Raw genomic sequence first — 16,078 nt, 5'->3', positions numbered from 1 at the left:
ATTAAACGATTCCGCTATTAATCTGACGCTTAATATTTCGAAACAGAATACGGAAAGACTCGCCGTATTCAAGGGAAAAGCGATAGTCGTTATGCCGATAAGGTCTAAGTGAGACACCAGGGCTAACTAATGCCTCTAATCGAAGTATCTGTGTATCAAGTTGTACGCAATGCCGCGCTCAACACATGGCGAGGCAAAACGCCGGGGTACATGACACAGGCCGGATACCTCCCGGGTGCTCAATAGGCTCCAACGAAACACACTCCCTATTGAACCTCAGAGGACACCTCCATGAACCGGAACACCTTCATCGCCAGCAGCCTGTTTGCCCTGCTCAACGTTGCCGCCTTTTCCGCCCATGCCGAGGCCAGCCCCAAGCTGGATATTCAGCAAGTGCTGTCGACGGTTGACGATGGTGGCGCGGCGTGCGGCGTGGTGAATGCGCGGATGACCTACCTGGATTCCCATGGCCAGAAGCGGGTATTTGAGTACATGAAGTTTGCGGATTCGTGTAATGAAGGCAGCTAAACGCGTGAGTAACAAACCCGTGGCGAGGGAGCTTGCTCCCGCTGGAGTGCGCAGCGCTCCCCATGTTTTTGGGGCAGCTACGCAGCCCAGCGGGAGCAAGCTCCCTCGCCACAACATCTCATCTGAAGCTGAATGGCTTTAACCGCGAATGCGATGCTCGGTGAACGCATAATCTTCCTGGCAATCGCCCGCCGGGTCCTCCGCCACACTCACGTAATGCACTGTGTCGGGGTCGACCACCTTGTAGGTGTAGATATCCGGCGTACGCACGCCATCCGTTCGCAACTCATTCTTGCCGTTGGCCGCAGACCAGGTGCCGTTCTCGGTTTGAATCGGCTGGGTCTGCTGCGCATCACGGAAAAAGGTGATGGTGAAGCGGCCGTCGGGCTTGAGGTTGTTGTTCCAGGACAAGAACTGGCACTTGCCGCTTTCTGCACGCAGGCCTTTCCATTGGCCGACGAGGGCCGGGTCGTTGGTGGGCTTGTGGGCGGCGCAGCCACCGAGGGTGGCGGCCAGGACGATGAGAGCCAGGGAGAGATTCCGTTTCACGTGGTGCTTCCTTCTATAAGTACATTCGTCGCGCGGACGCGCTCAGGATTGATCCTGATAGATGCCGATGGTTCGTTTGGTTGTGTACGCGTGGGGGTCGGAAATTGGTGGCATGTTGCCACTACCCGACAGCCTTTTCCAGTGATCCAGCGCACGGGATTTGCAGGGTTGGGGTGGTTGAAACGAGGTGGCAGAGAGAAAACCCGGGCGGTTGCAAAAATAGTCAGAATTCAGGGGTTTACAGAAGCTTGCCAATCGCTATAATCGTCGCCCTAACACGCCGGTATAGCTCAGTTGGTAGAGCAACTGACTTGTAATCAGTAGGTCCCGGGTTCGACTCCTGGTGCCGGCACCATTTAAAAACAAAGGCTTGCAGCGATGCAGGCCTTTGTTTTTTGCGTCGTACGTAACAAGCGACGTAACAAGCACTAAATCTAAGGTGCAAAGCCCATGGATTGGCTGCAATTTCTCTCCTCAGTCATCGGATCCATCGCCTGGCCGGCTGCTGTAATCACGTTGACCTGCTTAATGCGCGAACCGCTAGCCAAGCTGATCCCCCTGATTCGAACGCTTAAATATAAAGATGTGCAAATCGACCTAGGCGAGAAGATCGAAGCGGCGAAAGAGCTGGTTGGCGCCGAGGCTGAAGCCCCTTCACAGGCAGACAAAGATCTGCTTTCTAGCTTTAGATCTATAGCTGAAGTGGACCCACGCGCTGCCGTTCTCAGCGCTTGGTTACCAGTTGAGGCGGAGCTCAGCCAAGTTGCGGATAAACGTAACGTGCCTTCACGTATGCCGCCGATGGCAAAGCTTAGAGAGCTGCACCAAGAGCGGTTCATAGATCTAGCGACGTATCAAAAACTTGTCAGGCTCCGCGATATCAGAAACACGGCAGCCCATCTGCCAGAAAAGGCCGTATCGTTTGATGACGCCATGAACATGGCAGAAATGTGCCAATGGGCGGTCGGGCTGTTGAAGCAGCTCAATGCAAGCCTGGACACAAAACTCACGTGACTCGCGCAAAGCTACGTGACGCTGCAAACGTAGGCAGGCAACGGCGTCCAATAGCCCGGAACTTGAGCGCCATCGCAGTGTGTCCATGCGTCGAGCGTCCCCCCTACGACACACGGGAATTTTTTTCCGGTGCACCCATCAAAAGTGCGTAAGAAGTGTAAGTGAGATTTTTAATCTATCTCTATCCCTTATATTTCAATAGCTTAGACCCATTTCTAAACGGTAAGTAGACTGTCAGATCAGTGTCGGCGCCGAACAGTTCGTGACTGTAAGTGAGCACTCCCACAACCTACTGTTTTTAAAGGGTTTTTTTCATTATCTTTCCTGACTTACACTTTTTGACGACATGACTGTAAGTGACTCCCCCCAATGAATCCGGGGCTTTTCAGACGTTTTTCGACCCGCTGACGCCACTTACGTGTCAGGAGGGGGTGTACCTGGAAAAAGTTTTCAGCAGCCGTTCAGGCACGCCACACCAGACTGCTATCGCCTCGTGACTTTGATCCGGAGAACACCATGACAAAGCCCAACTCCGTCGCTCCCATTCCAAAAATTGAAGTCATCAAGAAAGGCGACCTATGGGAGGTCCATTGGGACTACCAGGAAGGACCGGCCAGCTTGATTCTGTTCAACCGCGCTGACTACCTGCGAGGCTATATAGATGGTGCGCTGGATATGCTTGGGATTGATCCCGATTGCGTGTGCTGCGCAAGCGGCGTGACCGGCACGGTAAAACGACTGACTCAACATCAGGCCGACACACTTTATGGCGCATTGAACCAGTTGCTGGTCCCGTTGGTAGAAGCGGAATTCGCCCGCCTGGAACGCCTCGGTGCCCTTCCTCATGTACGCGGCGCCGCTGCAAAAGTTTGAAACCCCTCTCCCCCATGTAATCAGCCTGCCAGGCCCAGCCGGCGGGCAACTCCCTGCATAGCCTGAGACACGCCCTGTACCTGCAATGACGTGCACTTTCGACGGGGTGCGATTCTGAAAACCGCTTGGTTCGAATGTTTTAAAATTTTCGACCCAATGAAACCGGGGCTTCCAGCCCTGCCCCGTTCGTGGTCGTCTGCTGCACCGTTGTGCAACCGCACTGCACTTCTCTTCAAAACTTTGCAATCTGTGAAACTGCCGGTCGCCCGCAGAGCGCCCCGGCCCGCCTGGGCTGCCGGTTCGTTTGCACTACATCCGGGTTTGCACAAAAAAAGGACGCAAACCCCGTCGGCGGGAGGGGGATAAGTGCTTTTTCGGAGGTTTTTTCTTCATCCACCCTGCTTCCTACACTGCGTGCTAATACGCGCCGACCGACAGCTCATCGGCCAGGTGCAGCAGGAAGGTGCACTGCAAATATACTGTTTATTCATACAGTGCAAAATAAAGGCAAGGCGATGAACGAAAAACTCTCTGGAAAGACGGGTGACCAATCTGCCGCGCTTGCGCGTTGGTACGCGCTTCTACGTGATGAGACGGCGTTGTTAGAACACCCTGGAGTTCACCACAAAGCTTTGCTGACACAGGCCTACACGCTGCACAGAACTCAGATGATCAACAGTAGCGATTTAAGCGATCTTCTTGAGCAAGCCGATGGGGCTCTGGCCTACGCAGTCGAAGCCCTTTTTGATAGCCAGTTCGGCGGATAGGTGGCGGCAGCTTATGCATATGTTGATTACCCCTATGAGGTGCAGAGGCATTCCACTGACGCCCCAAGAGCGGCGTCGCTATCCAGCGATAAAAGGTAATGTGATGGTGAACTCAGAGAACAACGTCGAGCTGGGCCGGAGCGCCAACGTGGCCCGCGTTGAGGTGGGCATGCCTCTGGAAGCGGATCCTTTACCGCGATTGCTGGACGCAACATTGTCAGGAATGGCTGTTACCGGGTTTGTGTTGAGTGGGATTGAGTACATCGATGGGTGTGCTTACGCGCAATCCTGGTGGTGCCGACAGGCATAGCTGTGTAGATATTTACTCCAACGCAAGTAGTGCTATCGTCGATACGGCACCTACGTTCTTACCACCGTTGAGGATAGAGTGAAGGCCGAGAAAGGAAGGCTCAAAATGTCAAAAGCATAAAATCCCGAGCTACAACAAGGAACATAAAATGGACGCATGTAAAAACAGCATAGATCCCAGCACATCACTACTTTGCCACTTGACTAATGCACCAGATTTTAGCGCTGACGACATTGAGAAAATAGTAGAACTAATCCATACCAATCCAGAAGAAGCAAATAAATACCTCTCTCTGCACTTATTTAATATACTCGACACAGAAAAAGACGAACTCTTATCTGAAATTTATGAATCACGCAGCAAGTTCAGGGACCGTCTATTTGAAACTTGGAACACACCATTAAAAAGACTAGACACACTCCTATATATGTGCACAAAAATCGTGGAGGAGTTGAGGGAAGGAGTCACCCACAACTCTGATGCCTATACCAATAAATTTAATATCGCAACACGCCTGCAAGCGCGCTGCGTACAAGTCGGAAATGAAATATCTCATCTTTTGCATGGTGGGTATGCTGATGGCGCATTCGCTAGATGGCGAACACTGCACGAAACGTCCGTAACCGCGATCTTCATTTGCGAAGGTGATGAAGACCTGGCATCAAGATTTCTTAACTTTCAACATGCAGCTCGAATCTCGGCAGCAAAAAAATTCAACAATAACAACGAGCTTGGGTTTGAAGCTTTTTCAGATGAGCATTTAGCTCTGATGACGTTAGAGCAAGAGCAAATCGTTGAAAAATATGAGCCTAGCTTTAAGAATAAATTTGGATGGGCTCTTAAAGCGTTAGGCAAGCCAATGCACCCTAACTCGGCAGCAAATTTCGTCGACATAGAAAATTTTGTTGAAATGAGTTTTCTCAGAAACCACTTTAGCTTTGCCAATCAGTACGTGCATGCCGGCATTGATAGTATCGGATTCAAACTAGGCACTTCAATGTCAAAGGAAGACCTCTTATTAGTCGGACCATCTAACGAAGGACTGATAGAACCAATACAATGTACCAGCCTGTCATTAGTTTGCGCGACCATAGCCTTTATAACCGCGTTCCCTAATGATGAATCGCCTATGAGAATTTCAGCTCTGCGACTGTGGCACGAAATCTTGAAGCGAGAGCTAGTAGTTGCGGATGCAGCTCTCCAGGCCAAGGGTGATGCTTTGCGTAAATAAAGCAGCGAAACGCCAAACCCTTTTAAAGATCAATAATTAAATCACAAATCAAGGAACGACAATGACAGATCAATACTTCCTGAAGGTCGCTGCACTCGGGCGCTATCCTAAACTGAAAATTACCCAGCTAGAATTTCAAAACATAGCAGAGGCACGGGAAGTATTAACTGGCGCCTTAAGCATTGAAGAAAAGTACGACCTAACACTCTCCAACTATATCGACCTAGAAAAGCAACTACTATCCCTAACTGCCGAGTTGATGGTTAAATTTAATTTCGACTATGACAACCTGTACAACATAAGAGCATTACTAAATCAAAAAATTGCAAACTTTATACTTTCTGGAAAAATCTACACAGAGCAGATTGTTTCTACTGCAGCGTTCTGTGCAAGCGATTGCTCAGAAGCAAAAGCTGAACTGAAAAAGTTTCGTAGCAAAAAGTATGACGACAACCTTGACTACAAAATCATGGAAGCTCTTCGCAACTATATTGCACATCACGGAATGGTACTACACACCGTCAGCCTGCCATCCCACTGGACACAAGACGACAACGGCAATGCAAAAGAGCTTGAGTTCAACATCGACTTATTTGCAGAAAAAAGATTCTTGATCGCGGATCGCGAGTTTAAAAAAGAAATAATTCACGAGCTACCAGAAAGATTTGATCTAAAGAAGGGAGCAAGATCCTACATCGGCTGCATAAGTGAAATCCAAAAAACCGTCAGGAGAATCACTGAGGCCCGAATAAATTCCGCAAGGCTCACGATAGAGGAATATCTCAATCAGTACAGTTTAATCAACGACGGTGATTCTTTCGCTGTTGGCGCATATTCACCAAACGATAAAAAACCAATAATGCTTACGCTTGAGTGGGACAACGTAAGGATCAATCTCGCCAAGACAAACATTCCAATATCGAACATGTATAAACGGTACGCCACTAATTCACTGAGTACGAAGAAACAATGAGGGTCTGAATATTAGCAAACCATCATGTCCTCACTGAAACGTTACAATTTTAAGCGCATGCCTAAGATTAGTTACCCTAAGCGCTTTCTCAGTGAATTCAGAAGCGTCCGCCGCTGCGGGCGTCGGCCCCTGGCAGATGTGTATGGTACGCCAATTGTGCATCCATCCTGCACCAGGTCGAGCAAATCGCACAGCACCTGCAGGCGGTATTTTGCTAAAGTTCGTAGGCAATAGAGATTGTCTTTGAGGTTTGCCAGCAACGCAGATGAAAAATAGTACTAATTAATACTGGAGAAAAGTCATGGAATTCGAAACGTTCGCGCAGTGCTTGAACTACTTAAGCCTAGTACAAGCAAAAAAGCAACCATTAGAACTAATCACTCCAGTTGTCAGTTCATTAGCAGGAGTACTTGTAGGTGCATCACTAACAATGCTTCGCGAAGGAAAAAAAGAAAGCAAGGCAATCAAAAACAAAAAAATGTGCATTACCGAGGAACTAGAAAGAACAAAATTATATTTGGAGCATATTTTCGAGGAGGCTATCAAAACCCACGACTCTTCTGTAGCTAGACATATAATACCTGGACACCAACTACAGAGTGAGATATCCCTACCCTTTCTCTCTGAGCACTTCACAAGTATCGCGCACAAGTATTCACAAAATCAAAGAACCCATATAACCCGACTCTCAGAAACAATAAAAGATTTAAACAACCAACTTGAAGAATTCCATTCCTTAAGAGAGCTCTCGAACTTTCAAAAGATTGCATTAATTTCATTAAATATTATTAGTGCAACGATCCACTGCCATCAAATCGTAGAGCTAATTGACAACATTGAAATCAAACAGAAAAAACTCGCCTTAGTGGAGTTGTCAGACAAACTGAAAATAACATCACCTTACATTGAAACTTTGCGCACTTCGCTTGTCACGCCTAAGGAAACCCAGTGAAGTAGCCAGCGAACCTACAGTTTTATGTTTTTCAAAGAAACTGCAAGGTTTTCAGCAATACTAGCATTCGACATAAACCTACTTGCATCACTTAGGCTTGCAGCGGGTCCGGGCACATGGGTGTGTGTAGCCATTTGAGTGTTCATCTGCTGCACCAGGTCGAGCAAATCACACAACACCTGCAGCACGTTCACCCCCTCGGATCCCAACCAGGTCTTGGGCGCGACCAGTCGCTGGCTGACCGCCGCCACGCTCTGGCGCAACCCCTGAATCCTTTCCTCCATGTCGCCACCCACCGTGGCGTTGTGCTTCTGCCCCACCACCAGGTTCAAGTCCCGCCCGGTCGCCTGGTGCAGATCATCCACTGCGGCCAGGCTTGCAGATCCGCCCGACAGCAGCTTGAGCGCGCCCAGGGCTTCAAGCGTCTTGATGCCCCCTACCGACTCCGTTGAATGATCGTCCACCGTCCTGGTGTGGCTCTGGAACCGCTCGGTGTTGCCCATCGCCTCCACTTCCCGCTCGATCGCCTTGTCCAGGATCTTGCCGTCAGTCTGGCGCAGCCAGTTGCCGTCCGCGTCGACACGCTGCTGACACGCCTCGCTGTGCTGCCACACCTGGTCACCCTTCGGGACGCTGGGCATGCTCAGGCCGTGGGGCAGAATGGTTTGGATATAGGGCTTGTGCGGCAGGCCGTAGGCAAAGCACACCACAACCTGGGTGCCTTCCTCGGGGAACGCATAGATGCCCATTTCCTCGCCACCGGTGGGCAGCGGCAAAGGCACGCCGGCAAGGATTGGCAGCTTGGTGTCTGGCTCGCCGTCCGGCCCCATGACCTCGATGTCGACCGCATAGCGCGGGCGGAAGTCGTCGCAGATCCCGGCGCCGGCGGGCGCGTCGGCCACGGCGACAACCCGGGCAAAGCGTGGCAGGTGGTAACCGCCGGTGAGTTCGGGGAATTGGCGTTCTACGCTGCGGCGGATTGCGTCGTCCATCGGATGGCCATCTGGTTGTCGATGAGCGCCACACTGGTGATGCGCTCGCCGTGGTTGATCGTTGCACCTGGTCGCAACCCGGGAAGGGCTGCAATCATCGCGCTTTGGTTGCCCTGGTAGTCGTCGAACAGCTCCACCGGCAGCTGCAGCGGCGAGCGAACGCCAAAGAAGCTGTCAGCCCAACTGCCCACGAACACTTCCCCGTCACCCTGTTGCTGCCAGATGAAGTCGGGGATGTTGAAAACCCGGGCCAGGCTGTCCATGGCTTGATAGCCGGCGGCCAGGCTGTAGAAAAACGGCGCCTTGACGCTGGCATACGGCTGTTCCGGGACGCGGAAGCGCAAGCCGGTGTGCTGGCCGATCTCGACCAAGGCCGCGCGCAGGTGGATGTAGCTAACGTTCCAAATCTTCGGCTTTCTGGTGTCTTCCTCTAAACCTTGAAAAGGTCCATTTCCCATACCGAAAATTCACCTTCCGACTTTTATGCCAAATTATGAGTGGCCAATAATTATGACGTATCCATAAAACGGCATAACTGCACGAGCGGCATGATTTTGCGTCCTGAACTGGCTGCAGGAATGGCAAACCTGCCCTTCAAGCTCAGCGTTCTGAGAAGACGCGACAGACTCATATTCAGGCCGCCAGAACCAAGCACGGCAGCGGCACAACGAAACAACTATTTCCCCAGTTGCACCCACCCCACCACCACGCTACCCTCCCCCGTCGCTGCCAATTCAGCGACCGGGCCTGAGAACCCGACATGATGCAGGCGCAACAGCGCCACCAATCACGATTTGCAGGCGTTTTTTTATGCCCGTAGTTTTGTGCAATGGCGGCTGTGCGTGGGAGACCTTCGGGTCTGCCGGGTTCCTGTATCTCCGGTTCTCAGCCTGCGCACAGCTGCCACCCATTCGCCTGAGAACGAACGTGGTAGCTCTCACTTGATACGGGAGTTTACCGATGAGCGCTTCAAATCCGTCTGGCCTCACTACCCTCGGCGTTACCCCTTTTTCCTTTCACTCTGACCAGCCTTTGTTTCGCGTCAACAGCGGGGTTTCCCTGCCTGAAGCGCTGTCTCACGTCTCCAATTTGCTGCATGTCGCCAAGCTGCTGGCAGAGGACGCAGCAATGATTCGGGATACGGACCGCTACGCTTGGGCTTCGCACTATCTGCAAGAGATGAGCAAGGCAGTCATTGATGATGTGGTGAAGGTGTTGGAGTCGCCGGGCAATAATCTGTAGGTGTGTCAGGTTGTGGATGTGTTGGCTGGGCCATCGCCATCGCGGGCAAGCCCGGCTCCCACATTTGATCTTTGTTGTTTGTTCTAGAGTGCTTGGCTTTAAGCCGTCACACACAAAAACGCCCCGGGCCATCAGGGCTCGGGGCGTTTTTCGTTCAACCGCGTCCCTTAGTGCCCAGCACTCTGCCCACCATCCACGTGCAGAATTTCCCCCGTCACAAACCCGGCCGACTCCAGGTACACAATCGCCTGTGCAATATCCCGCGCTTCACCCATATGCCCCACCGGATGCAGGCTGCCCAACGCCGCATGCGTCTCTTCACCATGCATCGGCGTCTTGATAATCCCCGGGCTCACCGCATTCACGCGAATCCCGCGCTTGGCGTATTCAATCGCCAGCGACTTGGTCGCTGAGTTCAGCCCGCCTTTGGTCAGCGAAGCCAGCACCGACGGCACGCCGTCAATCGCGTGGTCCACCAGGCTGGTGGTGATGTTGACGATGTGCCCGGCGCCCTGTTTGAGCATTTCGGTAATCGCCAGTTGGGTGATGTAGAAGAACCCGTTCAGGTTCACCGCCAACACGTTCACGTAGTCTTCGTGGGTGTAGCTGGTGAAGGGTTTGGCGACGAAGATCCCGGCGTTGTTGATCAGGCTGTCGATGCGGCCAAACCGCGCCACACCTTCGCGAATGACGCGCTCGGCGGTGGCCGGGTCGGCGATGTCGCCGGCCACGGTGAGGATGTCCGGATCCGTCGACGGTTTGATCGACCGGGAGGTGGCAACCACACGGTAATCCAGCTCGCGGTAAGCCTTCACTGCAGCAGCGCCCAGGCCCTGGGATGCACCGGTAATCACAACGACTTTTTTCGAATTGCTCATGATGAAACCTCTATATAGAAAAGGAGATGGTTCAAGCAGCCGCGGCGGACATTTCCCGCAGCATCTGTTCGTAGTCACTGACGGATTGCGACCCGGAGACCAACTGGCGGCCATTGAGGACCATGGCCGGCACGGAGTTGATGCCGTGCTCGCGGTAGAACGCTTCCAGCTCGCGCACTTCATTGGCGTAGGCGGCAGAGCCCAGCACCAGCCGTGCGCCTTCAATGTCCAGCCCGGCCTCGGCGGCTAAACCGGCCAGGGTTTGGTGGTCGCTGACGTTCTGGCCATCGCTGAAATACCCACGCAACAGCGCCTTTTTCAGCTCGATCTGGCGCCCTTGCTGCAACGCCCAAAACAGCAACCGATGCGCGTCGAAGGTGTTGTAGAAGTGGCTGCGTTTTTCAAGGTCGAAGCTGAAGCCGATGGCCTCGCCCCGCTCCATCAGCATCCTTTTGCCGCTGGCGACTTCCTCGGCGCTGCGCCCGTATTTGCGCATCATGTGGGCGACGGCGTTTTCGCCTGCGGCCGGCATGTCGGGGTTGAGTTCGAAGGGTTTGAAGGTGAGCTCAACCTTCACTTCGCCCGCCAGGTTGTTGATGGCTTGTTCCAGGGCGGTGGCGCCCAGGGCGCACCACGGGCACACCACGTCGGAGATGAAGTCGACGGTGACGGGCGTGCTCATGACGGGTTTTCCGCGAGCTGTTTGCGGTATTGGGTGGTGGTGATGCCGGCGTAGCCCCAGTTATCGGTGTCGACTTCTTCGATGACGATGTGGGTCAGGTCGGGGCGTTTGTTGAGGACGCGCTCGAGGGTTTCGGTGATTTCGGCAATGACCTGGGCTTTCTGCTCCGAGGTAACGCCGTCGCGGGTGATACGTACGCTGACAAATGGCATGGCAAGGCTCCAGTGACTTGCTCATCGGCATGATGGGCAAGCAGTGAGGCCAATTTATGGGGTTGCTTGAGGTGGATAAAGGTGGGGCGGAGTACTTCATTAGTGATGCGGTGTAATCAATAAAGTCCCTGCCATGGGGTTGAGACGTCACCGAGGGTTACTCGAGGCCGCCCTGCCCTCAGAGGCTCGGCAGCGTCCCGGTATTGCCGGGAAAACCCACCGACCGCTGTGCGCCGTCTATCACCACGCGCCCTGCGCTATCCCGTTTCGCTGGTTTTTTCGGTATAACCTTCCTCCCCCCTGCATTGTGAACGGACTCCAATGAACGCTCTGAAACTGATTTTTCTGCTGATTATTTTCCCTTTGTTGCTGGCCATCGGCGGCGCCTGGGAGCTGCAGCGCGCCGCCGAGGGTGCGCTTGAGGTCGCTAGCTTCGACGTCGACCTGGCCTCAGCCAAACCACAATTGCAAGCCATTGCCGCAAAGAACCCGAGGGCCACCGTCGATCTGGGTGGTGAGAAAGTCGGCGTGCAGTTGGCACTGTCGCGAGTGGCTACGGTTGAAGCCGAGATAGGCACCGCCCGCGCCGTGAATAGCGCGTTGAACCTGTTGGCCAAGTGGGTGATCGGCTTCGGCTCGCTGGCGGCGCTGATTGGTATCGTCGCGCTGGCCGGCACGCAATGGGCCGGCGCCCGCGCGCAGCAGTCGCGGGAAAAGTTGTTGCAGGTATTTTCCCTGGGCAGTCGCTTGTTGCCGTATGTGCTGGTGAGCCATGTGGTGGCGATGGCGGCGACGGTGGCGCTGGTGTTGTCCTATGAAGGTTTGGCGATGTGGCATATCGGCAGGCTGTCCAAAGGCGAGTTCAAGATGATGATGGTTGCGGCGATCATTGCCGCGGTTTGCATGTATTCGATCTGGCTGTTGCTCAAGCAACTGGGCTCTATGTTGGCGATGTTCGAGCCGACGCCGATGCCGATGTTCGGTCGGGTCGTCACGCCGCAGCAGGCCCCGCAGTTATGGCGCTACGTGGGCGAACTGGCCGACCGACTCGGTGCGCTGCCACCGGACCATATCGTGGTCAGCCTGGCAGAAGGGTTTTACGTGACCTCCAGCGACGCCGTCGTGCTCCCCGCCGATACCGCGCTTCATGGGCGCACGCTGCATGTTCCACTGCTTTATCTGGGCCTGTTGAGCCGAGAGGAAATGGGTGCAGTGATCGGCCATGAGCTGGCGCACTTTGTCGGTGAAGACACGGAATACAGCATGCGCTTCGTGCCGATCTACGATGGCGTGAGCCGTAGCCTCGGGGCCCTGGCCACGAGCATGCTGGACAGTGACGCATTCCAGGCGCGCCTGATGCAGCCCTCATTCCTGTTCGGAGTTTTCTTCCTGGAGCGCTTCGATCACGCCGTTAACCACTGGAGCCGCGAGCGCGAGTTGCTCGCCGACGCTGCCGGTGCGCGACTGGTCGGTAACGTTGCGGCAGCGTCGGCATTGATGCGGGTGTCTGCGATTGATCCACAGGTGGACAACCTCTTGCGGGCGCATCTGGATCTGGCCGTGGCCCCGGCGCAGGACCGGCCGTTGGTTGACGATCTGCCAGGGGCAATTATTCACGAACTGCAAACATGCGAGCTGCAACTGCCGCCCGAAGCACTGGACGTTCACCTGCCCCACCCGACCGATTCCCACCCCTCCAACGGTGAGCGGATGGCAGCCTTGCAGGTAGCACCCGACACGGCGATCAACAGCGGCACTCGGACGGTTGATGCGCAAGCGGCCTGCACGAGCCTCGACAGCTACTTTGCCGAGCCGATGTTGCTGCGCGAACAACTGACGCGCGACCTTGTGGCGCAAATGGTCTCACACGACACCGCCTATGCGGAGGCGCTGAAATCCCAGGTCGAGGCGGTCAAGGGTGAGCAGCGCCTGCATGAAGGTGGGCGTGTACGCGGGACAATTGCCAGCGTGCTGTCCGTGGTGTTTTTAGCGATAGGGCTGGTTCTGGCGTGCCTGCCATGGATAGTCCCGGCAAAGGCTGAAAAGAGCACCCTGCTTCTCACCACAGGCTTCGGGCTCGCCGGCCTTGCGTTGGGGCTGTTGTGGTTTGGCGTGCGCCTCGTCAAGCGCGCGCCGCAGACTGCGCTGGGGCTTACGCCGGAGCATTTTGTATTCGCCAATTTGGCGCAGCCGCTGCCCATCGAACATATCGCCGATGTCGCCCTGCAAATAGGCCACGGTACGCTGGTGACGGTGACGCTCACACCCGACGCACCATTGCCCGAGCTGCGCAAAACCGCCTTCGGCGTACCGGATGTGAAGCTTAATCAGAAGAAGCGCCTGTTGATGCTGCAAGTGGTGCAACTGTGCATTGAGAATAAGCAGCTCAAGCCCCAGGCGTTGCTGGAATTGATGACCGATTACGTGAATGCGGCACACGCCCGGCAGGTTTTGCAGGAGCGCCAGGGATAAATTACCTGCCATGAAAAACGCCCCGGAGCCGATGGCTGCGGGGCGTTTTTTTTCAACCTGTGATCAGGTCGACGTGCGACGCCGAATCAATTAGAAAACGTTGATCGGGTAGTCGGCGAACAGGCGGATTTCGTTACCGCCGACGTTGTAGTTGCTGGCGTTGTTGGAAACGCGCAACCACGACGCACGGGCACGCAGGCTCAGGTCTTTGGCCGGGCCGCTCTGTACCACGTATTTGAACTGGTTGAAGATTTCACGCTCGGTGCCACTGCCGCGGTTGGAACCGTCGTCAATGTTGGTGCCGCGCACGTAGGCGATGTTGTAGGTCAGGCCAGGCACGCCGAAGGCGCTGAAGTCCAGGCCGTAGCCTGCTTGCCAGGAGCGCTCGTCCTTGCCGTTGAAGTCAGACCAGTAGGAGTTGGCCAGCAGGATGGTGTTGCCACCGTCGCCGATGCCGCTGTCCTTGGTGTTGTTGCGGTAGCCGCCGTACAGGTAACCGGTGTCACCGGTGCTGCGCTGGTGGGCCAGGGTGAAGCTGTGCGGGCCAACGGCCCACGTGGCGCCCAGGCTCCAGATTTTGTTGTCGCGGGCGTCGGCATCACCTTGGGTCAGCTGGGCGAAGCTCTTGTCCAGCTTGGTTTTGTAGCCGTTGAAGTCAAAGGTCAACGATTGTTTCTCTGGCAGGGCCAGCACGTAGTTGACGTTGACGTATTGCTTCTTCAGCACGTCTTCCATATCGGAGGCGTACAGCGCGGCCGACAGGCTTTCGGTGAATTTGTAGCTACCACCCAGGTAGTTGATGCTTTTCAGGTTGCCGCTGTCGGTGCCTTCGGCGCCTTTTTGGGCTTCCTTGGTGAAGTGACCGGCGTCGAGTTGCAGGCCTTCGATCTCTTTGGAAACGATCGAGGTACCGGTGTAGGTTTCGGACAACAGACGGGAGTTGTCATATTCCAGGACCGGCACGGCTGGCATTTGGTCACCGTACTTCAGCACGGTGTTGGAGATGCGCGCCTTGACGGCTGCGCCGCCCTTGGCCAGGTCGCTTGCCGCTTCGCCGCTGTCGCCTTGCTTGAAGAAGTTGATGCCGCCGGCGCCGCTGCGACCTTTACCACCATCCAGGCGAATGGCGTATTGGCCGATCACGTCCACACCCACACCGACGGTGCCTTGGGTGAAGCCGGACTCGAACTTGCCGATGAAGCCCTGGCCCCATTCGGCTTTGTCTTGCTTGCCGTTTTTGTAGTCGCGGCTGATGTACGCGTTGCGTGCCGCAATGTTCAGGTGGCTGTCTTCAACAAAACCCTTTGATTGGGCCTGGTCGTCAGCCATTGCTTGCGTAGCGCTCAAAATCCCCAGAGCGATCAGCCCCATCCGTTGTTTCAACATTTTCTTATATTCCTTATTACTGGTTGAGTACGCGCTGTGACACCAGGCTCCGTGTTGCTTTTCTGGTGTCGACTTTTCCAGATAAAAAAAGGCCCGCGGACGACTGAATATGCCGCGGGCCTTTTTTTATTGGGGAAGTCATGGCGGTTAGCCACAGGCGTTGGGGCGAATCCTATCCGCGCCCTTAACTGTGTGTCAATTTCGTGAATCGTCTGTATTTAGGCTAAAAAAGTCTAAGAACTATTAAATAGCCATCACTGTGCAAGGCTCTATCCAGCACTTCTCGGATCGTCACACCCTTGCAAGCCACAGATTGGTGCACTCGATTGGGTGGTTTGAATCGAAATTGCGACTGTTTGTCTCAGCCAAACCGTGAAGGCTTCTGGCCTGCCCAGCCAGGGGCTGATGTCGAGTAACTGAAGCTGGCCGCCCTGCTCCAGGGCCAACGTGGGAAAGCCCTGGCCGCCGATTTTTGCCAGCCAGTGGCGGCTGTTTTTGATGTGAGCGAGCGTTTCTGCACCCAGGACCTCATCGAAAGCGGCCTTAAACGCCTGGGGATCCAAACCGATAGATTCGGCCAGATTCAACAGCACGTCGTTATCGGCGATTCGGCGACCTTCCACGTAGTGCGCCGTCTGCAAACGCGCCAGCAGTTCCAAACCGCGGCCGGCGATTTTTTCGGCGGCCAGCACGGCGCTGATCGGTGGGGCCGAGTCGAACACCGCGCCGGTGTCGCGCAATAAGCCTTCGAAGTACGCCTCGCCAAACGGTTGCCCGGTGTACTCGGCGATGCGCCGGTCATGGGGCATTACGTAGTCACGCAGCTGCGGCGAGACGGATTGGCGATTGGCGCCGGTCATCATGCCCCCACCGTGCAACTGGACCGGCAATACCACCTGGGCCGCGTGCAGCAGCGGCTCGGCGCCGTAACACCAGCCGCACAGCGGGTCGTAAATGTAGTGAAGCGTGGCTGCCGACATGACGGGCTCCAAGAGGCGTTGATGCCCGGCAGATTAG

General features: G+C 54.8%; 17 protein-coding genes, 1 tRNA gene and 1 pseudogene. 11 read left to right on the top strand and 8 right to left on the bottom strand.

What is annotated here, in order from left to right; all coding sequences use genetic code 11:
* Window positions 1-291: 291 nt before the first annotated feature.
* Complete coding sequence (locus HX855_RS02680) at window positions 292-528, top strand: DUF2790 domain-containing protein (protein WP_177088762.1); 237 nt, start codon at window positions 292-294, stop codon at window positions 526-528.
* Between the two features lie 138 nt (window positions 529-666).
* On the opposite strand, the gene HX855_RS02675 is transcribed toward HX855_RS02680, so the two are convergent.
* Window positions 667-1,077, bottom strand: coding sequence for a hypothetical protein (locus HX855_RS02675; protein WP_177088763.1), 411 nt, complete (start codon window positions 1,075-1,077; stop codon window positions 667-669).
* A gap of 279 nt (window positions 1,078-1,356) precedes the next feature.
* Here HX855_RS02675 and HX855_RS02670 point away from each other — a divergent pair.
* From HX855_RS02670 to HX855_RS02640, 8 genes are all read left to right on the top strand, one after another.
* Window positions 1,357-1,432: transfer RNA gene (locus HX855_RS02670), tRNA-Thr, on the top strand.
* Window positions 1,433-1,527: 95 nt separating this feature from the next.
* The gene (locus tag HX855_RS02665) at window positions 1,528-2,091 is read left to right on the top strand and encodes a DUF4145 domain-containing protein (protein ID WP_177088764.1); all 564 of its coding nucleotides are present in this window, start codon (window positions 1,528-1,530) and stop codon (window positions 2,089-2,091) included.
* Window positions 2,092-2,607: 516 nt separating this feature from the next.
* On the top strand, window positions 2,608-2,964 hold the full coding sequence (locus tag HX855_RS02660) for a hypothetical protein (RefSeq protein ID WP_177088765.1): 357 nt from the start codon (window positions 2,608-2,610) through the stop codon (window positions 2,962-2,964).
* Between the two features lie 515 nt (window positions 2,965-3,479).
* Window positions 3,480-3,731 carry a hypothetical protein gene (locus tag HX855_RS02655; protein WP_177088766.1) on the top strand — a complete coding sequence of 84 codons (252 nt, stop codon included), beginning with the start codon at window positions 3,480-3,482 and terminating at the stop codon, window positions 3,729-3,731.
* Between the two features lie 13 nt (window positions 3,732-3,744).
* Window positions 3,745-4,041: a hypothetical protein gene (locus HX855_RS33135; protein WP_256353059.1), complete on the top strand. Its 297-nt coding sequence runs from the start codon at window positions 3,745-3,747 to the stop codon at window positions 4,039-4,041.
* Between the two features lie 148 nt (window positions 4,042-4,189).
* A complete protein-coding gene (locus HX855_RS02650) occupies window positions 4,190-5,272 on the top strand; it encodes a DUF5677 domain-containing protein (protein ID WP_177088767.1) in 1,083 nt (360 codons plus the stop codon).
* A 61-nt stretch (window positions 5,273-5,333) separates the two neighbouring features.
* Window positions 5,334-6,245, top strand: coding sequence for a hypothetical protein (locus tag HX855_RS02645; protein ID WP_177088768.1), 912 nt, complete (start codon window positions 5,334-5,336; stop codon window positions 6,243-6,245).
* 301 nt (window positions 6,246-6,546) lie between these two features.
* A complete protein-coding gene (locus HX855_RS02640) occupies window positions 6,547-7,197 on the top strand; it encodes a hypothetical protein (RefSeq protein WP_177088769.1) in 651 nt (216 codons plus the stop codon).
* 14 nt (window positions 7,198-7,211) lie between these two features.
* On the opposite strand, the gene HX855_RS02635 is transcribed toward HX855_RS02640, so the two are convergent.
* Both HX855_RS02635 and HX855_RS02630 read right to left on the bottom strand, forming a co-directional pair.
* Complete coding sequence (locus HX855_RS02635) at window positions 7,212-8,189, bottom strand: hypothetical protein (protein WP_177088770.1); 978 nt, start codon at window positions 8,187-8,189, stop codon at window positions 7,212-7,214.
* Window positions 8,162-8,575 (bottom strand): annotated as a pseudogene (locus tag HX855_RS02630) (hypothetical protein); the annotation flags it as partial. The pseudogene HX855_RS02630 and the gene HX855_RS02635, both read right to left, overlap by 28 nt.
* Window positions 8,576-9,149: 574 nt before the next feature.
* On the opposite strand from HX855_RS02630, the gene HX855_RS02625 reads away from it, so the two are divergent.
* The gene (locus HX855_RS02625; protein WP_177088771.1) at window positions 9,150-9,431 is read left to right on the top strand and encodes a DUF3077 domain-containing protein; all 282 of its coding nucleotides are present in this window, start codon (window positions 9,150-9,152) and stop codon (window positions 9,429-9,431) included.
* A 167-nt stretch (window positions 9,432-9,598) separates the two neighbouring features.
* On the opposite strand, the gene HX855_RS02620 is transcribed toward HX855_RS02625, so the two are convergent.
* From HX855_RS02620 to HX855_RS02610, 3 genes are read right to left on the bottom strand one after another with little or no spacing between them, the layout of a single operon-like run.
* The gene (locus HX855_RS02620; RefSeq protein ID WP_003218108.1) at window positions 9,599-10,309 is read right to left on the bottom strand and encodes an SDR family NAD(P)-dependent oxidoreductase; all 711 of its coding nucleotides are present in this window, start codon (window positions 10,307-10,309) and stop codon (window positions 9,599-9,601) included.
* Window positions 10,310-10,340: 31 nt separating this feature from the next.
* Window positions 10,341-10,991: a DsbA family oxidoreductase gene (locus HX855_RS02615; RefSeq protein WP_177088772.1), complete on the bottom strand. Its 651-nt coding sequence runs from the start codon at window positions 10,989-10,991 to the stop codon at window positions 10,341-10,343.
* Window positions 10,988-11,203, bottom strand: coding sequence for a 4-oxalocrotonate tautomerase family protein (locus HX855_RS02610; RefSeq protein WP_003218111.1), 216 nt, complete (start codon window positions 11,201-11,203; stop codon window positions 10,988-10,990). The genes HX855_RS02615 and HX855_RS02610 overlap by 4 nt, the downstream gene beginning before the upstream one ends.
* A gap of 321 nt (window positions 11,204-11,524) precedes the next feature.
* On the opposite strand from HX855_RS02610, the gene HX855_RS02605 reads away from it, so the two are divergent.
* Entirely contained in the window at window positions 11,525-13,675 is a 2,151-nt protein-coding gene (locus tag HX855_RS02605) for a M48 family metallopeptidase (RefSeq protein WP_177088773.1), read from the top strand.
* 90 nt (window positions 13,676-13,765) lie between these two features.
* On the opposite strand, the gene HX855_RS02600 is transcribed toward HX855_RS02605, so the two are convergent.
* Together HX855_RS02600 and HX855_RS02595 are read right to left on the bottom strand one after the other, a co-directional pair.
* Window positions 13,766-15,061, bottom strand: coding sequence for an OprD family porin (locus tag HX855_RS02600; RefSeq protein ID WP_177088774.1), 1,296 nt, complete (start codon window positions 15,059-15,061; stop codon window positions 13,766-13,768).
* 269 nt (window positions 15,062-15,330) lie between these two features.
* Complete coding sequence (locus HX855_RS02595; protein WP_177088775.1) at window positions 15,331-16,041, bottom strand: DsbA family protein; 711 nt, start codon at window positions 16,039-16,041, stop codon at window positions 15,331-15,333.
* Between the last annotated feature and the right edge of the window lie 37 nt (window positions 16,042-16,078).

Source organism: Pseudomonas sp. IPO3778, assembly GCF_013386825.1.
GTDB lineage: Bacteria > Pseudomonadota > Gammaproteobacteria > Pseudomonadales > Pseudomonadaceae > Aquipseudomonas.
Note: the sequence above shows the minus strand (reverse complement) of the source record. Positions and strands in the feature narration are given on the sequence as shown.

What these genes read in the sequence shown, in the direction of transcription:
- HX855_RS02680 (WP_177088762.1), top strand. Translation starts at nt 292, where the DNA reads ATGAACCGGAACACCTTCATCGCCAGCAGCCTGTTTGCCCTGCTCAAC.
- HX855_RS02665 (WP_177088764.1), top strand. Translation starts at nt 1,528, where the DNA reads ATGGATTGGCTGCAATTTCTCTCCTCAGTCATCGGATCCATCGCCTGG.
- HX855_RS02660 (WP_177088765.1), top strand. Translation starts at nt 2,608, where the DNA reads ATGACAAAGCCCAACTCCGTCGCTCCCATTCCAAAAATTGAAGTCATC.
- HX855_RS02620 (WP_003218108.1), bottom strand. Translation starts at nt 10,309, where the DNA reads ATGAGCAATTCGAAAAAAGTCGTTGTGATTACCGGTGCATCCCAGGGC.
- HX855_RS02615 (WP_177088772.1), bottom strand. Translation starts at nt 10,991, where the DNA reads ATGAGCACGCCCGTCACCGTCGACTTCATCTCCGACGTGGTGTGCCCG.
- HX855_RS02645 (WP_177088768.1), top strand. Translation starts at nt 5,334, where the DNA reads ATGACAGATCAATACTTCCTGAAGGTCGCTGCACTCGGGCGCTATCCT.
- HX855_RS02600 (WP_177088774.1), bottom strand. Translation starts at nt 15,061, where the DNA reads ATGTTGAAACAACGGATGGGGCTGATCGCTCTGGGGATTTTGAGCGCT.
- HX855_RS02595 (WP_177088775.1), bottom strand. Translation starts at nt 16,041, where the DNA reads ATGTCGGCAGCCACGCTTCACTACATTTACGACCCGCTGTGCGGCTGG.
- HX855_RS02650 (WP_177088767.1), top strand. Translation starts at nt 4,190, where the DNA reads ATGGACGCATGTAAAAACAGCATAGATCCCAGCACATCACTACTTTGC.
- HX855_RS02655 (WP_177088766.1), top strand. Translation starts at nt 3,480, where the DNA reads ATGAACGAAAAACTCTCTGGAAAGACGGGTGACCAATCTGCCGCGCTT.
- HX855_RS33135 (WP_256353059.1), top strand. Translation starts at nt 3,745, where the DNA reads ATGCATATGTTGATTACCCCTATGAGGTGCAGAGGCATTCCACTGACG.
- HX855_RS02605 (WP_177088773.1), top strand. Translation starts at nt 11,525, where the DNA reads ATGAACGCTCTGAAACTGATTTTTCTGCTGATTATTTTCCCTTTGTTG.
- HX855_RS02625 (WP_177088771.1), top strand. Translation starts at nt 9,150, where the DNA reads ATGAGCGCTTCAAATCCGTCTGGCCTCACTACCCTCGGCGTTACCCCT.
- HX855_RS02635 (WP_177088770.1), bottom strand. Translation starts at nt 8,189, where the DNA reads ATGGACGACGCAATCCGCCGCAGCGTAGAACGCCAATTCCCCGAACTC.
- HX855_RS02640 (WP_177088769.1), top strand. Translation starts at nt 6,547, where the DNA reads ATGGAATTCGAAACGTTCGCGCAGTGCTTGAACTACTTAAGCCTAGTA.
- HX855_RS02610 (WP_003218111.1), bottom strand. Translation starts at nt 11,203, where the DNA reads ATGCCATTTGTCAGCGTACGTATCACCCGCGACGGCGTTACCTCGGAG.